This window comes from Nocardioides sp. HB32 (assembly GCF_054058995.1).
On sequence record NZ_JBSSBS010000001.1, the window covers coordinates 1,722,750 to 1,738,693 of the forward strand.

At 72.1% G+C, this 15,944-nt stretch carries 19 protein-coding genes; 11 read left to right on the forward strand and 8 right to left on the reverse strand.

Annotation, left to right across the window (positions count from 1 at the left end; genetic code table 11):
* Nucleotides 1-61: 61 nt before the first annotated feature.
* Genes ACVW2K_RS08695 through ACVW2K_RS08715 form a run of 5 tightly spaced genes read right to left on the reverse strand, consistent with a single transcriptional unit; the run spans nt 62 to nt 3,151 of the window.
* Nucleotides 62-1,033, reverse strand: a complete 972-nt coding sequence (locus tag ACVW2K_RS08695; protein WP_457202246.1) for a hypothetical protein — start codon at nt 1,031-1,033, stop codon at nt 62-64.
* An 11-nt stretch (nt 1,034-1,044) separates the two neighbouring features.
* Nucleotides 1,045-1,995: a 2,3,4,5-tetrahydropyridine-2,6-dicarboxylate N-succinyltransferase gene (dapD, locus tag ACVW2K_RS08700; RefSeq protein ID WP_457202247.1), complete on the reverse strand. Its 951-nt coding sequence runs from the start codon at nt 1,993-1,995 to the stop codon at nt 1,045-1,047.
* Between the two features lie 11 nt (nt 1,996-2,006).
* Nucleotides 2,007-2,168: a hypothetical protein gene (locus tag ACVW2K_RS08705; RefSeq protein WP_457202248.1), complete on the reverse strand. Its 162-nt coding sequence runs from the start codon at nt 2,166-2,168 to the stop codon at nt 2,007-2,009.
* Nucleotides 2,169-2,657 (reverse strand): DinB family protein, encoded by a 489-nt coding sequence (locus tag ACVW2K_RS08710; protein ID WP_457202249.1) that lies wholly within the window; start codon nt 2,655-2,657, stop codon nt 2,169-2,171.
* Nucleotides 2,654-3,151, reverse strand: coding sequence for a DinB family protein (locus ACVW2K_RS08715; protein ID WP_457202250.1), 498 nt, complete (start codon nt 3,149-3,151; stop codon nt 2,654-2,656). The genes ACVW2K_RS08710 and ACVW2K_RS08715 overlap by 4 nt, the downstream gene beginning before the upstream one ends.
* Before the next feature lie 552 nt (nt 3,152-3,703).
* Here ACVW2K_RS08715 and ileS point away from each other — a divergent pair.
* A complete protein-coding gene (ileS, locus tag ACVW2K_RS08720) occupies nt 3,704-6,898 on the forward strand; it encodes an isoleucine--tRNA ligase (RefSeq protein WP_457202251.1) in 3,195 nt (1,064 codons plus the stop codon).
* Nucleotides 6,899-7,038: 140 nt separating this feature from the next.
* On the opposite strand, the gene ACVW2K_RS08725 is transcribed toward ileS, so the two are convergent.
* On the reverse strand, nt 7,039-7,884 hold the full coding sequence (locus ACVW2K_RS08725) for an LLM class F420-dependent oxidoreductase (protein ID WP_457202252.1): 846 nt from the start codon (nt 7,882-7,884) through the stop codon (nt 7,039-7,041).
* Nucleotides 7,885-7,932: 48 nt separating this feature from the next.
* Here ACVW2K_RS08725 and ACVW2K_RS08730 point away from each other — a divergent pair, with 48 nt between their 5' ends.
* From ACVW2K_RS08730 to ACVW2K_RS08760, 7 genes are read left to right on the forward strand one after another with little or no spacing between them, the layout of a single operon-like run.
* Nucleotides 7,933-8,385 (forward strand): SRPBCC domain-containing protein, encoded by a 453-nt coding sequence (locus ACVW2K_RS08730; protein ID WP_457202253.1) that lies wholly within the window; start codon nt 7,933-7,935, stop codon nt 8,383-8,385.
* Nucleotides 8,386-8,389: 4 nt separating this feature from the next.
* Nucleotides 8,390-9,457, forward strand: a complete 1,068-nt coding sequence (dapE, locus tag ACVW2K_RS08735; protein ID WP_457202254.1) for a succinyl-diaminopimelate desuccinylase — start codon at nt 8,390-8,392, stop codon at nt 9,455-9,457.
* Entirely contained in the window at nt 9,454-10,185 is a 732-nt protein-coding gene (locus ACVW2K_RS08740) for an LOG family protein (RefSeq protein WP_457202255.1), read from the forward strand. Before dapE ends, ACVW2K_RS08740 begins: the two co-directional genes overlap by 4 nt.
* On the forward strand, nt 10,185-10,463 hold the full coding sequence (locus ACVW2K_RS08745; protein ID WP_457204056.1) for a DivIVA domain-containing protein: 279 nt from the start codon (nt 10,185-10,187) through the stop codon (nt 10,461-10,463). The genes ACVW2K_RS08740 and ACVW2K_RS08745 overlap by 1 nt, the downstream gene beginning before the upstream one ends.
* Before the next feature lie 15 nt (nt 10,464-10,478).
* Nucleotides 10,479-10,886, forward strand: a complete 408-nt coding sequence (locus ACVW2K_RS08750) for a hypothetical protein (RefSeq protein ID WP_028639062.1) — start codon at nt 10,479-10,481, stop codon at nt 10,884-10,886.
* Between the two features lie 28 nt (nt 10,887-10,914).
* A complete protein-coding gene (locus ACVW2K_RS08755; protein WP_051549538.1) occupies nt 10,915-11,652 on the forward strand; it encodes a M14 family zinc carboxypeptidase in 738 nt (245 codons plus the stop codon).
* A gap of 39 nt (nt 11,653-11,691) precedes the next feature.
* Nucleotides 11,692-12,126 carry a VOC family protein gene (locus ACVW2K_RS08760; protein ID WP_457202256.1) on the forward strand — a complete coding sequence of 145 codons (435 nt, stop codon included), beginning with the start codon at nt 11,692-11,694 and terminating at the stop codon, nt 12,124-12,126.
* Between the two features lie 25 nt (nt 12,127-12,151).
* Here ACVW2K_RS08760 and ACVW2K_RS08765 read toward each other — a convergent pair whose 3' ends face one another.
* Both ACVW2K_RS08765 and ACVW2K_RS08770 read right to left on the reverse strand, forming a co-directional pair.
* Entirely contained in the window at nt 12,152-12,946 is a 795-nt protein-coding gene (locus ACVW2K_RS08765) for an enoyl-CoA hydratase-related protein (RefSeq protein WP_457202257.1), read from the reverse strand.
* A 13-nt stretch (nt 12,947-12,959) separates the two neighbouring features.
* A complete protein-coding gene (locus ACVW2K_RS08770; protein WP_028639059.1) occupies nt 12,960-13,736 on the reverse strand; it encodes a PaaX family transcriptional regulator in 777 nt (258 codons plus the stop codon).
* A gap of 147 nt (nt 13,737-13,883) precedes the next feature.
* Between ACVW2K_RS08770 and ACVW2K_RS08775 the strand changes: the two genes are divergently transcribed.
* The 3 genes from ACVW2K_RS08775 to ACVW2K_RS08785 are packed head-to-tail and all read left to right on the forward strand — an operon-like array spanning nt 13,884 to nt 15,941.
* Entirely contained in the window at nt 13,884-14,051 is a 168-nt protein-coding gene (locus ACVW2K_RS08775) for a DUF3117 domain-containing protein (protein ID WP_082574674.1), read from the forward strand.
* 1 nt (nt 14,052) lies between these two features.
* Nucleotides 14,053-15,603 (forward strand): leucyl aminopeptidase family protein, encoded by a 1,551-nt coding sequence (locus tag ACVW2K_RS08780; protein WP_028639058.1) that lies wholly within the window; start codon nt 14,053-14,055, stop codon nt 15,601-15,603.
* A complete protein-coding gene (locus ACVW2K_RS08785) occupies nt 15,603-15,941 on the forward strand; it encodes a hypothetical protein (RefSeq protein WP_457202258.1) in 339 nt (112 codons plus the stop codon). The genes ACVW2K_RS08780 and ACVW2K_RS08785 overlap by 1 nt, the downstream gene beginning before the upstream one ends.
* The last annotated feature ends 3 nt before the right edge of the window (nt 15,942-15,944 follow it).

Consider the following 15,944-nt stretch of genomic DNA (forward strand, 5'->3'; position numbering starts at 1 on the left):
CACGTTCTCAACAGAAACACGCCGCGGATTCAGCCGGGCCCCGGAGGAACTCCGAGCCGGGTCAGTCGAAGACGTCGACGTGGACGTGGTCGCGGTGCTCGAGGACCAGCCGGCTGCCGGAGCTCTCCGGTGGGTCGTAGTCGCGCCAGCCGTCGTCCGAGCGAGTGCCGGAGGTCCAGATCCGGTCGTCGAAGATCACGTGCTCGATCGAGAGCCGGTCGGCCATCGCGACCAGGTACTGCGCGATCGCCCAGCCGCGGATCTTGTTCTCCGGGCTGACCGGCCGGACGAACACGTCGACCGCGCGGCCGTCGTAGTGAGCGGAGCCGGCCATGTGGCCCGTGCTGACGCCACCGGGCGCGAAGCCGCCCATCGGCGGGTCGCCGAACAGGTCGTCGACCTCGCGGCGTACGACGTCGGCCCGGTGCGTCAGCCCAGAGTCGGTGAGCTTGTCGGACTCCTGCCCGGGATGGTCCGCGAGCCGGCAGGAGAAGGCGTGGGCCGAGTTGCCGGTGAGTGCGGACGCGAGCACCCGGGCATCGGCCTCGTGGTCGGCGTACGCCTCCGGGAACCCGGACCGCTGCACCTCCTGAGCGGCCTCGGTGACCCGCATGTCCTGGTAGCCGTCGACCTTCTCCAGGGCGTCGTAGAACGCGTTGGTCGCGTGGTACGGGTCCAGCACCTGCGCCCGGGTGCCCCATCCCTGCGACGGACGCTGCTGGAACAGGCCCGCGGAGTCGCGGTCACCGGACTCGAGGTTGTAGAGCTTCGACTCCTGGTACGCCGTGGCGAGGGCGATCGTCGCAGCGTGCGCGGGCAGGCCGCGGCCGACCGAGACCGCGGTGATCAGCGCGGCGTTCTCGGCCTGTTCGGGATTCAGCGTCACGGTCCGCCCGCTCACGGTCGCGGTGCACTCGTCGGACTGGAAGAACGGGTGGACGTCGTTGAAGAAGTCATGCACGCCGTACCCGACCGCGGCCGCCACACCGACCCCGGCGAGCACGACCACGGCGACGCCGGTGCGGAACCTCATGGATCCAGTGTTCAGTTCGCGTGCAAGGCGGCGTTCAGCGCGACCCCGTCGCTCTTCCACGGGACGGCCTCGATCGCCCCCGAGACCGAGTTGCGGCGGAACAGCACGTTGCTCGCGCCGGAGAGCTCGAGCGCCTTGACGACCGTCGGGCCGATGCCGTCGACCGGGTCGTTGACGGTGACCTTGGTGCCCGCGGTGATGTAGCAGCCGGCCTCGACGACACAGTCGTCGCCGAGGGAGATGCCGACGCCGGCGTTCGCGCCGAGCAGGCACCGCCTGCCGATCGAGATGACCTGCTTGCCGCCGCCCGAGAGCGTGCCCATGATCGAGGCGCCCCCACCCACGTCCGAGCCGTCACCGACGACGACGCCGGCGGAGATCCGGCCCTCGACCATCGAGGCACCGAGGGTGCCGGCGTTGTAGTTGACGAAGCCCTCGTGCATCACGGTGGTGCCCTCGGCGAGGTGCGCGCCGAGCCGGACCCGGTCGGCGTCCGCGATCCGCACACCGGCCGGCAGCACGTAGTCGACCATCCGCGGGAACTTGTCCACGCCGAACACCGTCAGGTGCCGGCCGTTCGCCCGCAGCCGCGCGCGGGTCGTCTCGAAGCCCTCGACCGGGCACGGCCCGGCGCTGGTCCACACGACGTTGGCCAGCAGCCCGAACAGGCCGTCGAGGTTGATGGAGTGGGGCGTCACCTGACGCGACGAGAGCAGGTGCAGGCGGAGCCACACGTCCTCGGTGGTCGTCGGCGGCGCCTGGAGGTCCTCGATCTCGACCAGCAGGACGTCCCGGGTGACCCCGCGGTCCTTGTCGGTGCCCTGGAGGTCACCGAGCTCGCTCGGGCAGACGGCGTCGGCCGGCTTCCCGCCGAGACCCGGCGCGGGGAACCAGACGTCCAGCACGGTGCCGTTGCCGTCGAGGGTGGCGAGCCCGAATCCCCAGGCCTTCTGATCAGTCACGGCAGCACAGCCTAGTTGGCGGCGTACGCCGGACCGCGGCCCGTCCGCCGGTCGACGGGACCGACCACGACCGGGGTGCGCGAGACGAGGCGCAGCGGCACGCTGCGGCGGCGGAGGCCGGCGGCGTGCTCGAGTGGATCAGCAGCGCCCGCGCCGACCTGCTGTCCTGACACTCACTCCCCGGTCCGCCCGTCGACGACCTCGCGCAGCAGGTCCATGTGACCGAGGTGCCGCGCGTACTCCTGGAGCACCTGCACGAAGACGTCGCGGATCGTCGCGATCCGGTCCTCCGGGTCGATGACGAGGTCCAGCGCCTCGTCGGGGAGCCCGTCGAGCCACGCGTCCGCCTGCGCGGTCGTGGCACGCCAGGTCGCGAACGCCTCCTCGACGACGTCGCGATCGGCGAGGGCGCCGTCGAACTGGGACTCCCAGTCGCCGTCGACGACGAACAGCTGGGTCTCCTCGGGGTGCTGCTGCAGGACGCGGCGGAACCAGTGGTGCTCCAGCTGCGCGAGGTGGCGGACCAGTCCGAGCAGGCTGAGGGAGCTCGGCGGGACCGACCGCCGGGCCAGCTGCTCGGCGTCGAGGTCGGCGGTCTTCCGCTCGACGGCGGCCCGGAAGTCGGCCAGCCAGAGCCGCAGCGTGCCGAGCTCGCCCGTCACCGGCCGGTCTGCCCGTCGATCGTCTCGCGGAGCAGGTCCGCGTGGCCGCAGTGCCGGGCGTACTCCTCGATGAGATGGACGACGACCTCGCGCATCTCGATCGGGCCGTCGTCGTGCTGGCCCAGGAAGTCCATCGGATGGGTCGCCCGGAACTCCTCGGCGTGGGCGACCTCGGCGCGCCACGCCTCCCAGGCCTCCGCCACCACCGCCTCGTCGGCGATCGCGCCGTCGAAGTCGGCGTCGCGGTTCTCGTCCTTGCCCCACATCTTCGGCAGCGTGAGGTCGTGGCCCATCACGCGGCGCCACCAGGAGTACTCGACCGCCGCGAGGTGTCTCAGGAGCCCGAGGAGCGACATGCTCGACGGCGGCACCGACCGCCGGGCCAGCTGGTCGGCGTCCAGTCCCTGGCAGATGCGCTCGAAGGTGCGGCGGAAGTGGCCGAGGTAGTCGGCGAGGACCGCCTCCTCGCCGTGCAGGGTGGTGTCGTCGCTCATGGGACCACCCGACCAGCAACCGCCCGTGCGAGGCAACCGGGTTGGGTCAGACCGGTCGGTGCCGGGCGGCGCACGGGAGCCGAGCACGTTCCGGGCGAGCAGGTGGAGGACGGCGCAAGAGCCAGCGGCCAGCACCACGAACTGGTGCCGCTCCGCGCTGACCGGACCGACCCCAGGTGCGCGCCGATCCGGATGGCAAGTCCGCGCGGACCGGCCGGCGCTCACGGGTCGATCGTCCCCCTCGCACCTGGGAGGGCGATGAAGGGCGACAGCGCGGGGCCGATCGTCGTGCACGCCGTGCGGCAATCGCTGATTCCGATTGGCGAGGCGCCGAGGCCACGCCGTACGCTTCGAGCAAGGCGTTCGAGCCGTCATCAGCGGCGAGCCTCCGGAAGAAAGCCCTCGGGCAAGTAGAACCGGACGGGTAGGCCCGTCACAGCCGTGAACGAGCGGTCGTTCCCCGGAACGGCAAGCGAGGTGGTACCGCGGCTCTCCCCGGACCTGGTGGAGTCGTCCTCGTCGAGAACACGACCGACGAGCGCAGGAGCCCCGATGACCTACCCGAAGAACGACTCCGGCAGTGTGCCCTCGAGCCCGCGCTTCCCGGAGATCGAGGAGCGCATCCTCGCGTTCTGGGAGCGGGACGGCACGTTCCAGGCCAGCATCGATCAGCGTGACGCGGGCGTGGACGGCGACAACGAGTTCGTCTTCTACGACGGTCCGCCGTTCGCCAACGGGCTGCCGCACTACGGCCACCTGCTGACCGGGTACGTCAAGGACCTGATCCCGCGGTACCAGACGATGCGCGGCAGGCGCGTCGAGCGGCGGTTCGGCTGGGACACCCACGGGCTGCCCGCCGAGCTGGAGGCGATGCGCCTCAAGGGCATCAAGACCACCGACGAGATCCTCGAGCTGGGCATCGAGGCGTTCAACGACGCCTGCCGGCAGTCGGTGCTGATGTACACCGACGAGTGGCGCGAGTACGTCACCCGCCAGGCGCGCTGGGTCGACTTCGACCACGACTACAAGACCATGGACCCCGACTACATGGAGTCGGTGATCTGGGCGTTCAAGCAGCTCTACGACAAGGGCTGGGTCTACGAGGGCTTCCGCGTCCTGCCGTACTGCTGGAACGACGAGACGCCGCTGTCCAACCACGAGCTGCGGATGGACGACGACGTCTACCAGACCCGTCAGGACCCCGCCGTCACCGTCGGGTACGACGTGACCACTCCGGGTGAGTTCCAGGGCGCGAAGCTGCTCGTCTGGACGACCACGCCGTGGACGCTGCCGAGCAACCTCGCGGTGATGGTCGGCGAGGAGATCGAGTACGTCGTGGTCGCGGTCGACGGGGTCCGCTACATCCTGGCCGCGGCTCGGGTCCCGGCGTACAAGGCGGAGCTGGGGGAGGACCCCGAGGTGGTGTGGCGCGGTCCGGGATCGGAGCTGCTGGGCCTGACCTACACGCCGCCGTTCTCCTACTACGCCGGCCGCGAGCGCGCGTTCCGCGTGGTGCCGGCGTCGGAGTTCGTGACGACCACGGACGGCACCGGCCTCGTGCACACGGCGGGCGCCTTCGGTGAGGACGACAAGATCGTCACCGACCGGGAGCAGATCGAGCCGGTGATGCCGGTGGGCAAGGACGGCCGGTTCACGTTCCCGGTCGCCGAGTACGAGGGCATGAACGTCTTCGACGCCAACCCGCACGTCATCGACCACCTCAGGGCCGCGACCCGGGGCGAGGGCGAGACCGGCGCGGTGTCGCCCGGGACGGTGCTGCTGCGCCGCGAGACCTACGCGCACAGCTACCCGCACTGCTGGCGGTGCCGGAACCCCCTGATCTACAAGGGCGTCTCGTCGTGGTTCGTCGAGGTGACCGCGATCAAGCAGCGGATGCTCGAGCTGAACAAGCAGATCAACTGGGTGCCGGACCACATCCAGGACGGTCAGTTCGGACGGTGGCTGGAGAACGCCCGCGACTGGTCGATCACCCGCAACCGGTTCTGGGGCTCGCCGGTGCCGGTATGGAAGAGCGACGACCCGGCGTACCCCCGCCTGGACGTGTACGGCTCCTTCGCGGAGCTCGAGCGCGACTTCGGCACGCTGCCGCGCAACCGCAACGGCGAGCCGGACCTGCACCGCCCCTACGTCGACGACCTGGTCCGACCCAACCCGGACGACCCGACCGGGAAGTCGATGATGCGCCGCGTGTCCGACGTGCTCGACGTCTGGTTCGACTCCGGCTCGATGTCGTTCGCCCAGGTGCACGTGCCGTTCGAGAACGAGGAGTGGTTCAGCCACCACTTCCCGGCGGACTTCATCGTCGAGTACATCGGCCAGACCCGCGGTTGGTTCTACACGCTGCACATCCTGGCGACCGGCATCTTCGACAAGCCGGCGTTCGAGAACTGCATCAGCCACGGCATCGTGCTCGGCTCCGACGGCAACAAGATGTCGAAGTCGCTGCGCAACTACCCCGACGTGCGCGAGGTGTTCGACCGCGACGGCGCGGACGCGATGCGGTGGTTCCTGATGTCGTCGCCGATCCTGCGCGGCGGCAACCTCATCGTCACCGAGCAGGGCATCCGCGACTCCGTGCGCCAGGTGCTGATCCCGCTGTGGAACAGCTGGTACTTCTTCCAGCTGTACGCCAACGCCCACGACAACGGGCAGGGGTACGACGCGCGGCAGCGGACCGACTCGACGGACCCGCTGGACCGCTACCTCCTGGCCAAGTGCCGCGACTTCGTCGGCGAGATGACGGCGGCCCTGGACGCGTACGCCGTGGCCGAGGCGTGCGACGCGACGCGGTCGTTCCTCGACGTGCTGACCAACTGGTACATCCGTCGTTCCCGGGACCGCTTCTGGGAGGGCGACGCCGACGCGTTCGACACGCTCCACACGGTGCTCGAGGTCGTCTGCCGGGCGACCGCGCCGCTGATGCCGCTCACGACCGAGGAGGTCTGGCGCGGCCTGACCGGCCAGCGGTCGGTGCACCTGGCGGACTGGCCGCTCGTGGACGAGCTGCCCGCCGACGAGGCGCTGGTGGCCGCGATGGACAAGGTCCGCGAGGTCTGCTCGGCGACCTCGGCGCTCCGCAAGGCGGGCAACCTGCGCAACCGGCTGCCGCTCGCGACGCTGACCGTGGTCGTCCCCGACCCGGCCGCGCTGTCGGGCTTCGACGCCATCGTGCGCGACGAGGTCAACGTCAAGACGGTCCGGCTGCTGTCGGTCGACTCCGACGAGGCCGCGTCGTACGGCGTGGAGCAGAAGTTGACGGTCAACGCCCGCGCCGCCGGCCCGCGTCTCGGCAAGGACGTGCAGACCGCGATCAAGGGCTCCAAGTCCGGCGACTGGTCGGTGGCCGACGACGGCACCGTCACCGCGGGCGGGCTGGCGCTGGTCGAGGGCGAGTACACCCTCGAGACCGTGGCCGGCTCCGCCGACGGTGGCACGGCGACCGGGGTGCTGCGCAGCGGCGGCTTCGTGGTCCTCGACACCGAGGTGACCCCGGAGCTCGCCGAGGAGGGCCTGGCCCGTGACCTCGTGCGCGCGGTCCAGCAGGCGCGCCGCGACGCCGGCCTCGAGGTCTCCGACCGGATCGCGCTGACCATCGGGGGTTCCGCCGACGTCGTGGCGGCGGCCCGTCACCACGAGCGGCTGATCACCAGCGAGACCCTGGCGACCTCGTACGACGTGGTGGCGGCCGACGGCGCCGAGCCGACCGTGACCGTGGTGAAGGCCTAGTGCCGAGTCGGCGCAGTCTCAGCTGAGACTGCGCCGACTCGGCGTGCAGGAAGGCTGAGACTGCGCCGACTCGGCGTGCAGGGAGGCTGAGACTGCGCCGACTCGGCGTGCAGGGAGGCTGAGACTGCGCCGACTCGGCGTCAAGCGAGGCCGAGTCGAGCGGCGAGGCGGTCCAGCGAGGCGAGCACCTCGTCGGGGGACTTGTCGGGGACGCCCCAGATCAGCTCGGTGGCGCCCTGCTCCGCCCAGGCCATCAGGTCCTCAGGATCGGGCCTGAACGCGATCAGGATCCGGATCTCGGGAGCCCCGGACCGGCTGGCGTCGGCCCAGGCCTTCTTGAGCGCGTCGATCTGGGCGGAGATGTCCTGCTGGGTGGGCGTGGTCATCCAGCCGTCGGCGTTCTCGGCGATCCACCGGAAGGTCTTCGGGCCGCCGCCGGCGCCGATGACCAGCGGGATGTGCGCGGCCGGCTTCGGGTAGGCCCAGGACGGCCCGAACGAGACGAACTCGCCGTCGTACGACGCCTCTTCCTGGGTCCACAGCGCGCGCATCGCCTCGACGTACTCCCGCAGGACCGTGCGCCGGCGCTCGGCGGGGACGTGGTGGTCGGCGAGCTCGTCGGTGTTCCAGCCGAAGCCGGCGCCGATGTCGACCCGGCCGCCGGAGAGGTGGTCCAGGGTGGCGATCTGCTTCGCGAGCGTGATCGGGTCGGACTCGACCGGGAGCGCGACCGCGGTGGACAGCCGGATCCGCGACGTCGCCTGGGCCACCGTCGCGAGCGAGACCCACGGGTCGAGCGTGCGCAGGTAGCGGTCGTCGGGCAGCGTCTCGTCGCCGGTGCCCGGGTGCGCGGCGGTCCGCCTCACCGGGATGTGGGTGTGCTCGGGCACGTAGAACGTGTCGAAGCCCCGCTCCTCCGCGGCCGCGCCGAGGGCGGCCGGCGCGATGCCGCGGTCGGAGGTGAACAGCACGAGTCCGTTGCGCATCGCACCAGACTAGAACAGGTTCTACTTCGGGCGGAATAGGGTCGCGGCGTGTACTCGACCACTGCCGCCGTCCTGGTCCACGCCGACCGCGCCACCGTCTACCGCGCGCTGCTCGACCCCGAGGCGGTGGCGCGGTGGCGGGTCCCGGACGGGATGCGCGGCGAGGTGCACGAGCTCGACGCGCGGGTCGGCGGCCGGGTCCGGATGTCGCTGACGTACGACGACCCGGCGGCCGCGGGCAAGACCGACGGCGCGACCGACACCTACACGGGCCGGTACGTCGAGCTCGTCGAGGGTGAGCGGGTCGTCGAGGAGATCGAGTTCGAGACCGACGACCCCGACCTCCTCGGGACGATCACGACCACCACGACGCTGCGCGACGTCGAGGGCGGCACGGAGGTCACGCTGCACATGGACGGCGTGCCCGACGTGGTCCCGCCGGCCGACAACGAGCTCGGCACCCGGATGGCGCTGGAGAAGCTGGCCCGGCTGGTTGGATAGGCCTGTGACGACGACCCAGCTGGACCTCACCGCGGACGCGGTCACCCTCACCGGGCAGCTCGTGGACATCGAGTCGGTCAGCCTCGGCGAGCAGGAGATCGCGGACGCCGTCGAGCACGCGCTCTCGGCGTACCCCCACCTCGCGGTCACACGCCGCGGCCACACCGTCGTCGCGCGCACCGACCTCGGCCGCGGCGAGCGGGTCGTGATCGCGGGACACCTGGACACGGTGCCGGTGAACGACAACCTGCCCGCGCGCCGCGAGGGCGGGCTCCTCCACGGCCTCGGCAGCTGCGACATGAAGGGCGGCGACGCGGTCATCCTGCGGCTCGCCGCCACGGTCCCGGAGCCGAACCGGGACGTCACCTACATCCTCTACGAGGCCGAGGAGATCGAGGAGCGGTACAACGGCCTCCGGCTGCTCGCGGAGTCCGACCCCGACCTGATGGCCGCGGACTTCGCGATCCTGATGGAGCCGTCGAACGCCCTCGTCGAGGCGGGCTGCCAGGGCACGTTGCGGGTCGAGGTCCGCACGACCGGCGAGCGCGCCCACTCAGCTCGCAGCTGGCGCGGGGTCAACGCGATCCACGGCGCTGCCGAGGTGCTCCGCCGCCTCACCGAGTACGACGCCCGCCGGCCGGTCATCGACGGGCTGGAGTACCACGAGGGCCTCAACGCGGTGTCCATCCGCGGCGGTGTGGCCGGCAACGTGCTGCCCGACGAGTGCGTGGTCGAGGTGAACTTCCGGTTCGCCCCGGACCGGTCCGAGGCGGAGGCCGAGGCGTTCGTGCGCGAGGTCTTCGACGGGTACGACGTCCGCCTCACCGACTCCGCCCCCGGCGCGCTGCCCGGCCTCGACCTGCCGGCCGCGAAGGCCTTCGTCGAGGCGGTCGGTGGCGAGGTCAATCCCAAGTTCGGCTGGACCGACGTCGCCCGGTTCAGCGCGCTCGGCGTCCCGGCGGTCAACTTCGGGCCCGGTGACCCGATGCTCGCCCACAAGCAGGAGGAGCACGTGCCCATCGAGCACATCGAACGCTGCGAGGCCCGGCTCAGGAGCTGGCTGACGTCATGAGGGCGAAGTACAAGGGCCCGGTCATCCAACGGCGCGGGCAGGTCGACGCCGGCACGACCGACCAGCGGCTCCTCGACTCGCGTGGCACGTCCGACTGGGTGCACACCGACCCGTGGCGGGTGCTGCGGATGCAGGCCGAGTTCGTCGAGGGCTTCGGCGCGCTCGCCGAGCTCGGGCCGGCCATCGCGCTCTTCGGCTCCGCGCGGCTCGGCGAGGAGCACCCGTCGTACGCCGTCGCGGAGACCGTCGGCCGGCGGCTCGCCGAGGAGGGCTTCGGCCTCATCACCGGGGGCGGCCCCGGCGTCATGGAGGCCGCGAACAAGGGCGCCAGCCAGGCCGGAGGCGTCAGCGTGGGGCTCGGCATCGAGCTGCCCTGGGAGACCGGGCTGAACGACTGGGTCGACATCGGGGTCAACTTCCGCTACTTCTTCGCGCGCAAGACGATGTTCGTGAAGTACTCGCAGGGCTTCGTCGTGCTGCCCGGTGGCTTCGGCACGCTCGACGAGCTGTTCGAGGCGCTGACGCTCGCGCAGACCGGGAAGATCACCAGCTTCCCGATCGTGCTGATGGGCACGGCGTACTGGTCCGGACTCGTGGGCTGGCTGCGAGACACCTCGCTGGTCGAGACCACCATCAACCAGGGCGACCTGGACCGGCTGATCCTCACCGACGACGTCGAGGAGGTCGTCGCGCTGATGGTCGGCGCCCGGGAGGTGGGCATGCCGTGATGTGGTTCTTCGCGATCCTCATCGTGCTCGCGCTCGGTGGCATCGCGCTGGTGGCCGCCGGCCGCGGCGCCCCGCTCGCCGACGTCTACGACGACCGGCCGGACGCCACGGTCCCCGCCACGGGTCCGCTGCGGGCCGAGGACCTGCGCCGCGTGCGCTTCTCGGTGGCCCTCCGGGGCTACCGGATGTCGGAGGTCGACGCGCTCCTGGACCGGCTCGCCGGTGAGCTGGAGAAGGCGCCCGGGCAGCCCGAGCATGGCGAGGAACCCACCGCGTAGGGCACACTCCGCTCCATGTCGACCGAGGTGATCGTCTACGTCCTCACCGCACTGGCGGCGGTGGTGATCGTGCTGACGCGACTCCGCCTGGGGCGCCGGGGCGGCGGCGCGGGACGGTTGCAGATGGGCCAGGCCCTCGTCCACGTCCACACGATCGCGGGCGCCCTGGCGCTGGTCCTGTGGGTGGCCTTCCTCGTCAGCGGGAACGACGGCATCGGCATCGCCGCCCTCGGCCTGTGGTGGGTCGTGGTCGTCGCCGGACTGCTGATCCTGGTGCGCTGGCTGCCGAGCCGCGGCAAGCACGCCTCGGAGGGCAAGGAGGACAGCTGGTCCGAAGGGCCGGGCCTGTCGGTCCTGGCGCACGTCGGCATGCTGGTCGGCGTCCTGGTCTTCAGCTGGGCCTACCTGACCGCGGCCGTGTGAGCCGGCAGATGCCCTAGGCTCGGTGCCCATGCGTCTCGGGATCGTGCTCACCGCCATCGCGCTGACGGTCGTCGGCGTACCGCTGCCCGGCCACGCCGCGAACGCGCCACTCGAGCGTGGTGCGGTCGTCGAGAAACGGGTGATCGGGCACTCCGTGCACGGCCGCCCGATCACCGCGTGGCGGTTGGGGGAGCGGGGGCAGCCGAAGGTGCTGCTCGTCGCCACCATGCACGGGGACGAAGGGGCCCCGCGGCAGATCCTCGCGACGCTCCGCGACGGCCCGAAGATCCACGGGCTCAACCTCTGGGTGCTGCCCGTCTACAACCCCGACGGTCTCGCGGCACACACCCGCAAGAACGCCCACGGGGTGGACCTCAACCGGAACTTCCCCTACCACTGGGCCGACCTGGACGGCGGCTACGAGTCCGGCCCGCGCGCCGGCTCCGAGCCGGAGACCCGGGCGATGATGGGGTTCCTGAAGCAGGTCCGCCCACGGTGGATCGTCAGCTTCCACCAGCCCCTCCACGGCGTGGACACCGACACCAAGGACCAGCGGTTCTCCCGCCGGGTCGCCGACGCACTCAACCTGCCGAGCAAGTCCTTCACCTGCGGCGGCGTCTGCCACGGCACCATGACCGGCTGGTTCAACAGTCGCTTCAAGGGCTCCGCCGTCACCGTCGAGTACGGCGCGCACCCGGGCCACCGGCGGCTGACCAGGGCCGCCCCGCGCCAGCTGCTCGGGCTCTGGGGCGCGCACCGGGGCTGAGGGCTGCGCCGCGTCCTCGCCCGTGCGAGTCTGTGAGGGATGACGACCAACCGTTCGGCCCCGCCCGCGACCGTCACCCCGGTCCTGGTCTACCCGGACGTCCGCGCGGCCGTGGACTTCCTGACCGGGGCCTTCGGCTTCGGCGAGCGGGTGCGGATCGGTGACGCGCACCGAGCGCAGCTGAGCGTCGGCAGCGACGGCGCGGTCGTGGTCGCGGACGACGGCGGCGAGCGGGTCGCGCCGTCCGGCGACGGCTACACCCACGAGATCAAGGTCCGCGTCGACGACGTGGACGCGGCGTTCGCCCGCGCCGTCGCCGCCGGCGCGCGGGTGCTGCAGGAGCCCACGACCTACGAGTACGGCGAGCGCTCCGGTGTGGTCGCCGACCCGGCCGGCCACCGCTGGGAGCTCACCCAGTCCGTCCGCGACGTCCAGCCCGAGGAGTGGGGCGGCGTCACGGTCGCGCCCTGGTGACGGTCTGGGACGAGCGGCAGCCTGCCTAGCGCCCCTCGAACACCGGCTTCTCCTTGGCCACGAACGCCGCGACGGCGGCGCGGTGGTCGGCGGTGGCGCCGGTCCTGGCCATCATCGCGCTCTCGAGCTCGAGGGCCTCCTCGAAGGAGTGGCCGGAGGCGTACGCGACCGACTGGCGCATCGCGCCGAGCGCGACCGTCGGCCCGGCGGCGAGCCGCGCGGCCAGCGCGCCGACCTCGGCCGCGAGCTCGTCGGCCGGCACCACGCTGGTCGCCAGGCCGAGGGACAGCGCGTCGGCGGCGCTCAGGGTGCTGGGGAAGTAGAGCAGCTCGATCGCCTTCGCCCGGCCGACCAGCCGCTGGAGGTGGTAGCTGGCGCCGGTGTCGCACGACAGCGCGACGTTGGCGAACGCCAGGTTGAAGCCGGCGGTGTCGGCCACGATCCGCAGGTCGCAGGCGAACGCCAGGCTCGCCCCGGCCCCGGCCGCGACGCCGTTGACGGCCGCGATCACCGGCTTGGCCATGCCGGCCAGCACGGTGACGATCGGGTTGTAGTGCTTGTCCACGGTGGTGAAGAGCGCGTCGCTGCCGCCGTTCTCCAGCAGCTCGATGTGCTCCTTGAGGTCCTGGCCGGTGCAGAACGCCTTGCCGGTACCGGTCAGCACGACGCAGCGCACCGCGGGGTCGTCCGCGACCTGGCGCACGGTCTCGAGCAGCAGCTCCTTGGTCGCGATGTTGAGGCTGTTGTAGGCCTCGGGACGGTTCAGCGTGATGGTCCCGACGCCGTCGGTCACGTCCAGGAGCACGGGGGAGTCACTCATGGGAGGCAGTGTGTCAGGCGCCGAGACACCGCGCGACGAACCGGTCGGTGCCCGGCTGCAGGCGGGTCGCCTCGGCCGCGAACAGCTCGGCGGCGTCGCGCCCCGGCCAGTCCTCCGGCAGCAGGTCGTCGGGCAGGCCGGGGTCGGCGAAGAGGAACTTCCGCCACTCGTGCACGAGGTGGAACCGGGCCGCGAACGCCGCCTCGTCCGCGTCCGCGTGCGCGGTCAGGTGCCGTCCGACGAGGTCGTCGGCCCGGCCGAGCCAGTCGTCGTACGCCGACCGCAGCCGGTCCAGGTCCCACGCGCCGGTCGGCTCGGGGTCGAAGCGGTCCGCCCGCGCTGTGCGCGCCGTGGCGTCGGACCGGACCAGGATCTCGCCCAGCTCGGCCCGGGGGAACGGGCTCACCCACACGTTGTCGAGCAGCTCGGCGTACCCGACGAAGGTGAGGTCCGCCCGCAGCCGGGCGCGCGCGGCCCGCGACGGCGGCGGCGTCACGAAGGCGAGGTGCCAGTGCCCGTCCCACGCCGGCAGCCGGCGCCGGTAGATCCGGTTGCCGGTCTCGTCGAGGCGTCGGTTCGCGCGGTCGGTGGTGCGGTAGCCGCGGCCGCCCGCCAGCTGCACCGGCTCCAGCCAGCCCTGGGTCACCATCCGCGAGATCGCCGTGCGCACGGCCGGCGCCGCGATGCCGACCGGCTCGAGCATGCGCACGACCGCCGCCACCGGGGCCTGGCTGCCCCGGGAGCGCAGGTGGTCGCCGTACACGTCGAACAGCGCTGATCGAGCCTGCATGAGGGGAGTCTGCCAGCCCGTTCGCCCCCAGCGTCCGTGCCTGTGCGCCGCGGCGCCGCTCCATGAGGGATAATGGTGTCCCGTACGGCGTACAGGGGTCGCTCGGTGGCCTCCTGGCACTCGAAGAGAGCAAAGGAAGGTGCGCGGATGGCGGCGATGAAGCCGCGGACGGGCGACGGTCCGCTGGAGGTCACCAAGGAAGGGCGGGGCATCGTGATGCGCGTCCCGCTCGAAGGTGGTGGCCGACTGGTTGTCGAGCTCAACGCCGAGGAGGCCGGCGCTCTCGGAGATGCCCTCAAGGACGTCGTCGGCTGACGTGCCCCGCAACCACCCACTGACCCTCCCCGCCCAGGTCTCGCCGCCGGAGTTCGCTCTCAGTGCGGCGCTGCCGCACGCCGTCCTCGGTGTCGAGGTCGCGGCGGTCCCGGTGCTCCCCCCTGATGAGCCGGACGGTGCCGTCGTGCTCGGCCCCGGTGGCGCCGAGCTCGGTGACCAGCTCGGTCTCGACCTGCTCGGCGTGCTGGAGCTGTCCGCGGCCACCGGCAAGGCCGGCGAGGTGGTCCGGGTCCCGGTGCCGCTCGGCGGCCCGGAGAACGCCGAGCTCCGCTGCGTGATGCTGGTCGGCGTCGGTGCCCAGCGGCCCGACGACCTGCGCCGCGCGGGCGCGGCGCTCGCCCGCGAGGCCCGCGACCGCGGCTCGGTCGCCTCCTCGGTGGCCTCGGTCGCCGAGGACGAGGGCGTGGCGGCCTTCGTGGTCGGCGCGATGCTCGGGTCGTTCCAGTTCCACTGGCGCTCCGGCGCACCGGAACACCGGCCGGTCGCGCGGGTCGTGCTCGCCGACCTCCCTGACACCCTGGCACCGGTCGTGGCCCGTGCGGTCGCGGTCGGCGGCGCGGCGTGGCGGTCCCGGCTGCTCGCGACCGTCCCCTCGAACCTGAAGAACCCGCCCTGGCTCGCTGCCCAGGCCGAGCAGCTCGGGCGGGACACCGGTCTGGAGGTCACGGTCCACGACGAGCAGTGGCTCGAGGAGCACGGCTTCGGGGGCATCGTCGCGGTCGGCCAGGCCTCGGCCACCCCGCCGCGGCTGATCCGCCTCGACTACACGCCGGAGAACGCCGACCGGCGGACGCCGACGGTCGTCCTGGTCGGCAAGGGCATCACCTTCGACACCGGCGGCCTCTCGATCAAGCCCGGCGAGGCGATGGTCAACATGAAGCGCGACATGACCGGCGGCGCTGTCGTCATGGCGACCCTCGCCGCGCTCGCCGACGTCGGCTGCCCGGTCCGGGTCGTCGGCCTGGTCGCCGCCGCCGAGAACGCCGTCGGCGGCAACGCCCTCCGCCCCGGTGACGTGGTCCGCCACTACGGGGGCCGCACCTCGGAGGTCACCAACACCGATGCCGAGGGCCGGCTGGTCCTCGCGGACGCGATCGCGTACGCGATCAGCGAGCTCGACCCCGCGGTCGTGGTCGACGTCGCCACGCTGACGGGCGCGGTCAAGGTCGCCCTCGGCCAGCAGGTCGGCGGGCTGTTCGCCAACCGCGACGCGCTCGCCGAGGCGCTGCGAGAGGCGTCGGTCGCCGCCGGCGAGCCGCTGTGGCGGTTCCCGCTGGCGGACGCGTACGAGCAGAAGCTGTCCTCGACGATCGCCGACGCCGACAACGCGCCCGGCGGACCGGGAGCGATCACGGCGGCGCTCTTCCTCCAGCACTTCGTGGACGGCCGGCCCTGGGCGCACCTGGACCTCGCGTCGGTCGGTGACTCACCGGAGGACCGGTTCGAGTGGACGCCCGGGCCCACCGGCTTCGGGGCTCGCGCGATGCTCGCCTGGCTCGGCTCCGACGACCCGCTCGCCGGGATCTCCTGATGCAGGGCCTCACCGTGCGCTGGTCGCTCGCCGACGGACCGTCGGACGTCGAGGAACAGCTGGCGGCGTACGTCGCCGGCAGCTCGTTCGGGCGCTTCTCGGGCAAGGAGGGGCTGCGCTTCAAGACCTGGCGCACCCGGCCCGGGCAGTGGTTCGAGGGGTGCTACGTCTTCGGCTCCGACGAGGCGCGTGCCGAGTTCCAGCGCGCCTTCAGCGACACCGCGGACACCTCACCGGTCTCCCAGATCGTCGGCAGCGCCCCGGTGCTGATCGAGGAGTGCGACGTGGTCGCGGTCGCCGAGGGCGGCGACGGGTTCCTCGCCGCTCCGCGCTACTGAGCC

What these genes read in the sequence shown, in the direction of transcription:
- ileS (WP_457202251.1), top strand. Translation starts at nt 3,704, where the DNA reads ATGACCTACCCGAAGAACGACTCCGGCAGTGTGCCCTCGAGCCCGCGC.
- ACVW2K_RS08785 (WP_457202258.1), top strand. Translation starts at nt 15,603, where the DNA reads ATGCAGGGCCTCACCGTGCGCTGGTCGCTCGCCGACGGACCGTCGGAC.
- ACVW2K_RS08775 (WP_082574674.1), top strand. Translation starts at nt 13,884, where the DNA reads ATGGCGGCGATGAAGCCGCGGACGGGCGACGGTCCGCTGGAGGTCACC.
- ACVW2K_RS08770 (WP_028639059.1), bottom strand. Translation starts at nt 13,736, where the DNA reads ATGCAGGCTCGATCAGCGCTGTTCGACGTGTACGGCGACCACCTGCGC.
- ACVW2K_RS08760 (WP_457202256.1), top strand. Translation starts at nt 11,692, where the DNA reads ATGACGACCAACCGTTCGGCCCCGCCCGCGACCGTCACCCCGGTCCTG.
- ACVW2K_RS08745 (WP_457204056.1), top strand. Translation starts at nt 10,185, where the DNA reads ATGTGGTTCTTCGCGATCCTCATCGTGCTCGCGCTCGGTGGCATCGCG.
- ACVW2K_RS08715 (WP_457202250.1), bottom strand. Translation starts at nt 3,151, where the DNA reads ATGAGCGACGACACCACCCTGCACGGCGAGGAGGCGGTCCTCGCCGAC.
- ACVW2K_RS08725 (WP_457202252.1), bottom strand. Translation starts at nt 7,884, where the DNA reads ATGCGCAACGGACTCGTGCTGTTCACCTCCGACCGCGGCATCGCGCCG.
- ACVW2K_RS08755 (WP_051549538.1), top strand. Translation starts at nt 10,915, where the DNA reads ATGCGTCTCGGGATCGTGCTCACCGCCATCGCGCTGACGGTCGTCGGC.
- ACVW2K_RS08750 (WP_028639062.1), top strand. Translation starts at nt 10,479, where the DNA reads ATGTCGACCGAGGTGATCGTCTACGTCCTCACCGCACTGGCGGCGGTG.
- ACVW2K_RS08765 (WP_457202257.1), bottom strand. Translation starts at nt 12,946, where the DNA reads ATGAGTGACTCCCCCGTGCTCCTGGACGTGACCGACGGCGTCGGGACC.
- ACVW2K_RS08740 (WP_457202255.1), top strand. Translation starts at nt 9,454, where the DNA reads ATGAGGGCGAAGTACAAGGGCCCGGTCATCCAACGGCGCGGGCAGGTC.
- ACVW2K_RS08695 (WP_457202246.1), bottom strand. Translation starts at nt 1,033, where the DNA reads ATGAGGTTCCGCACCGGCGTCGCCGTGGTCGTGCTCGCCGGGGTCGGT.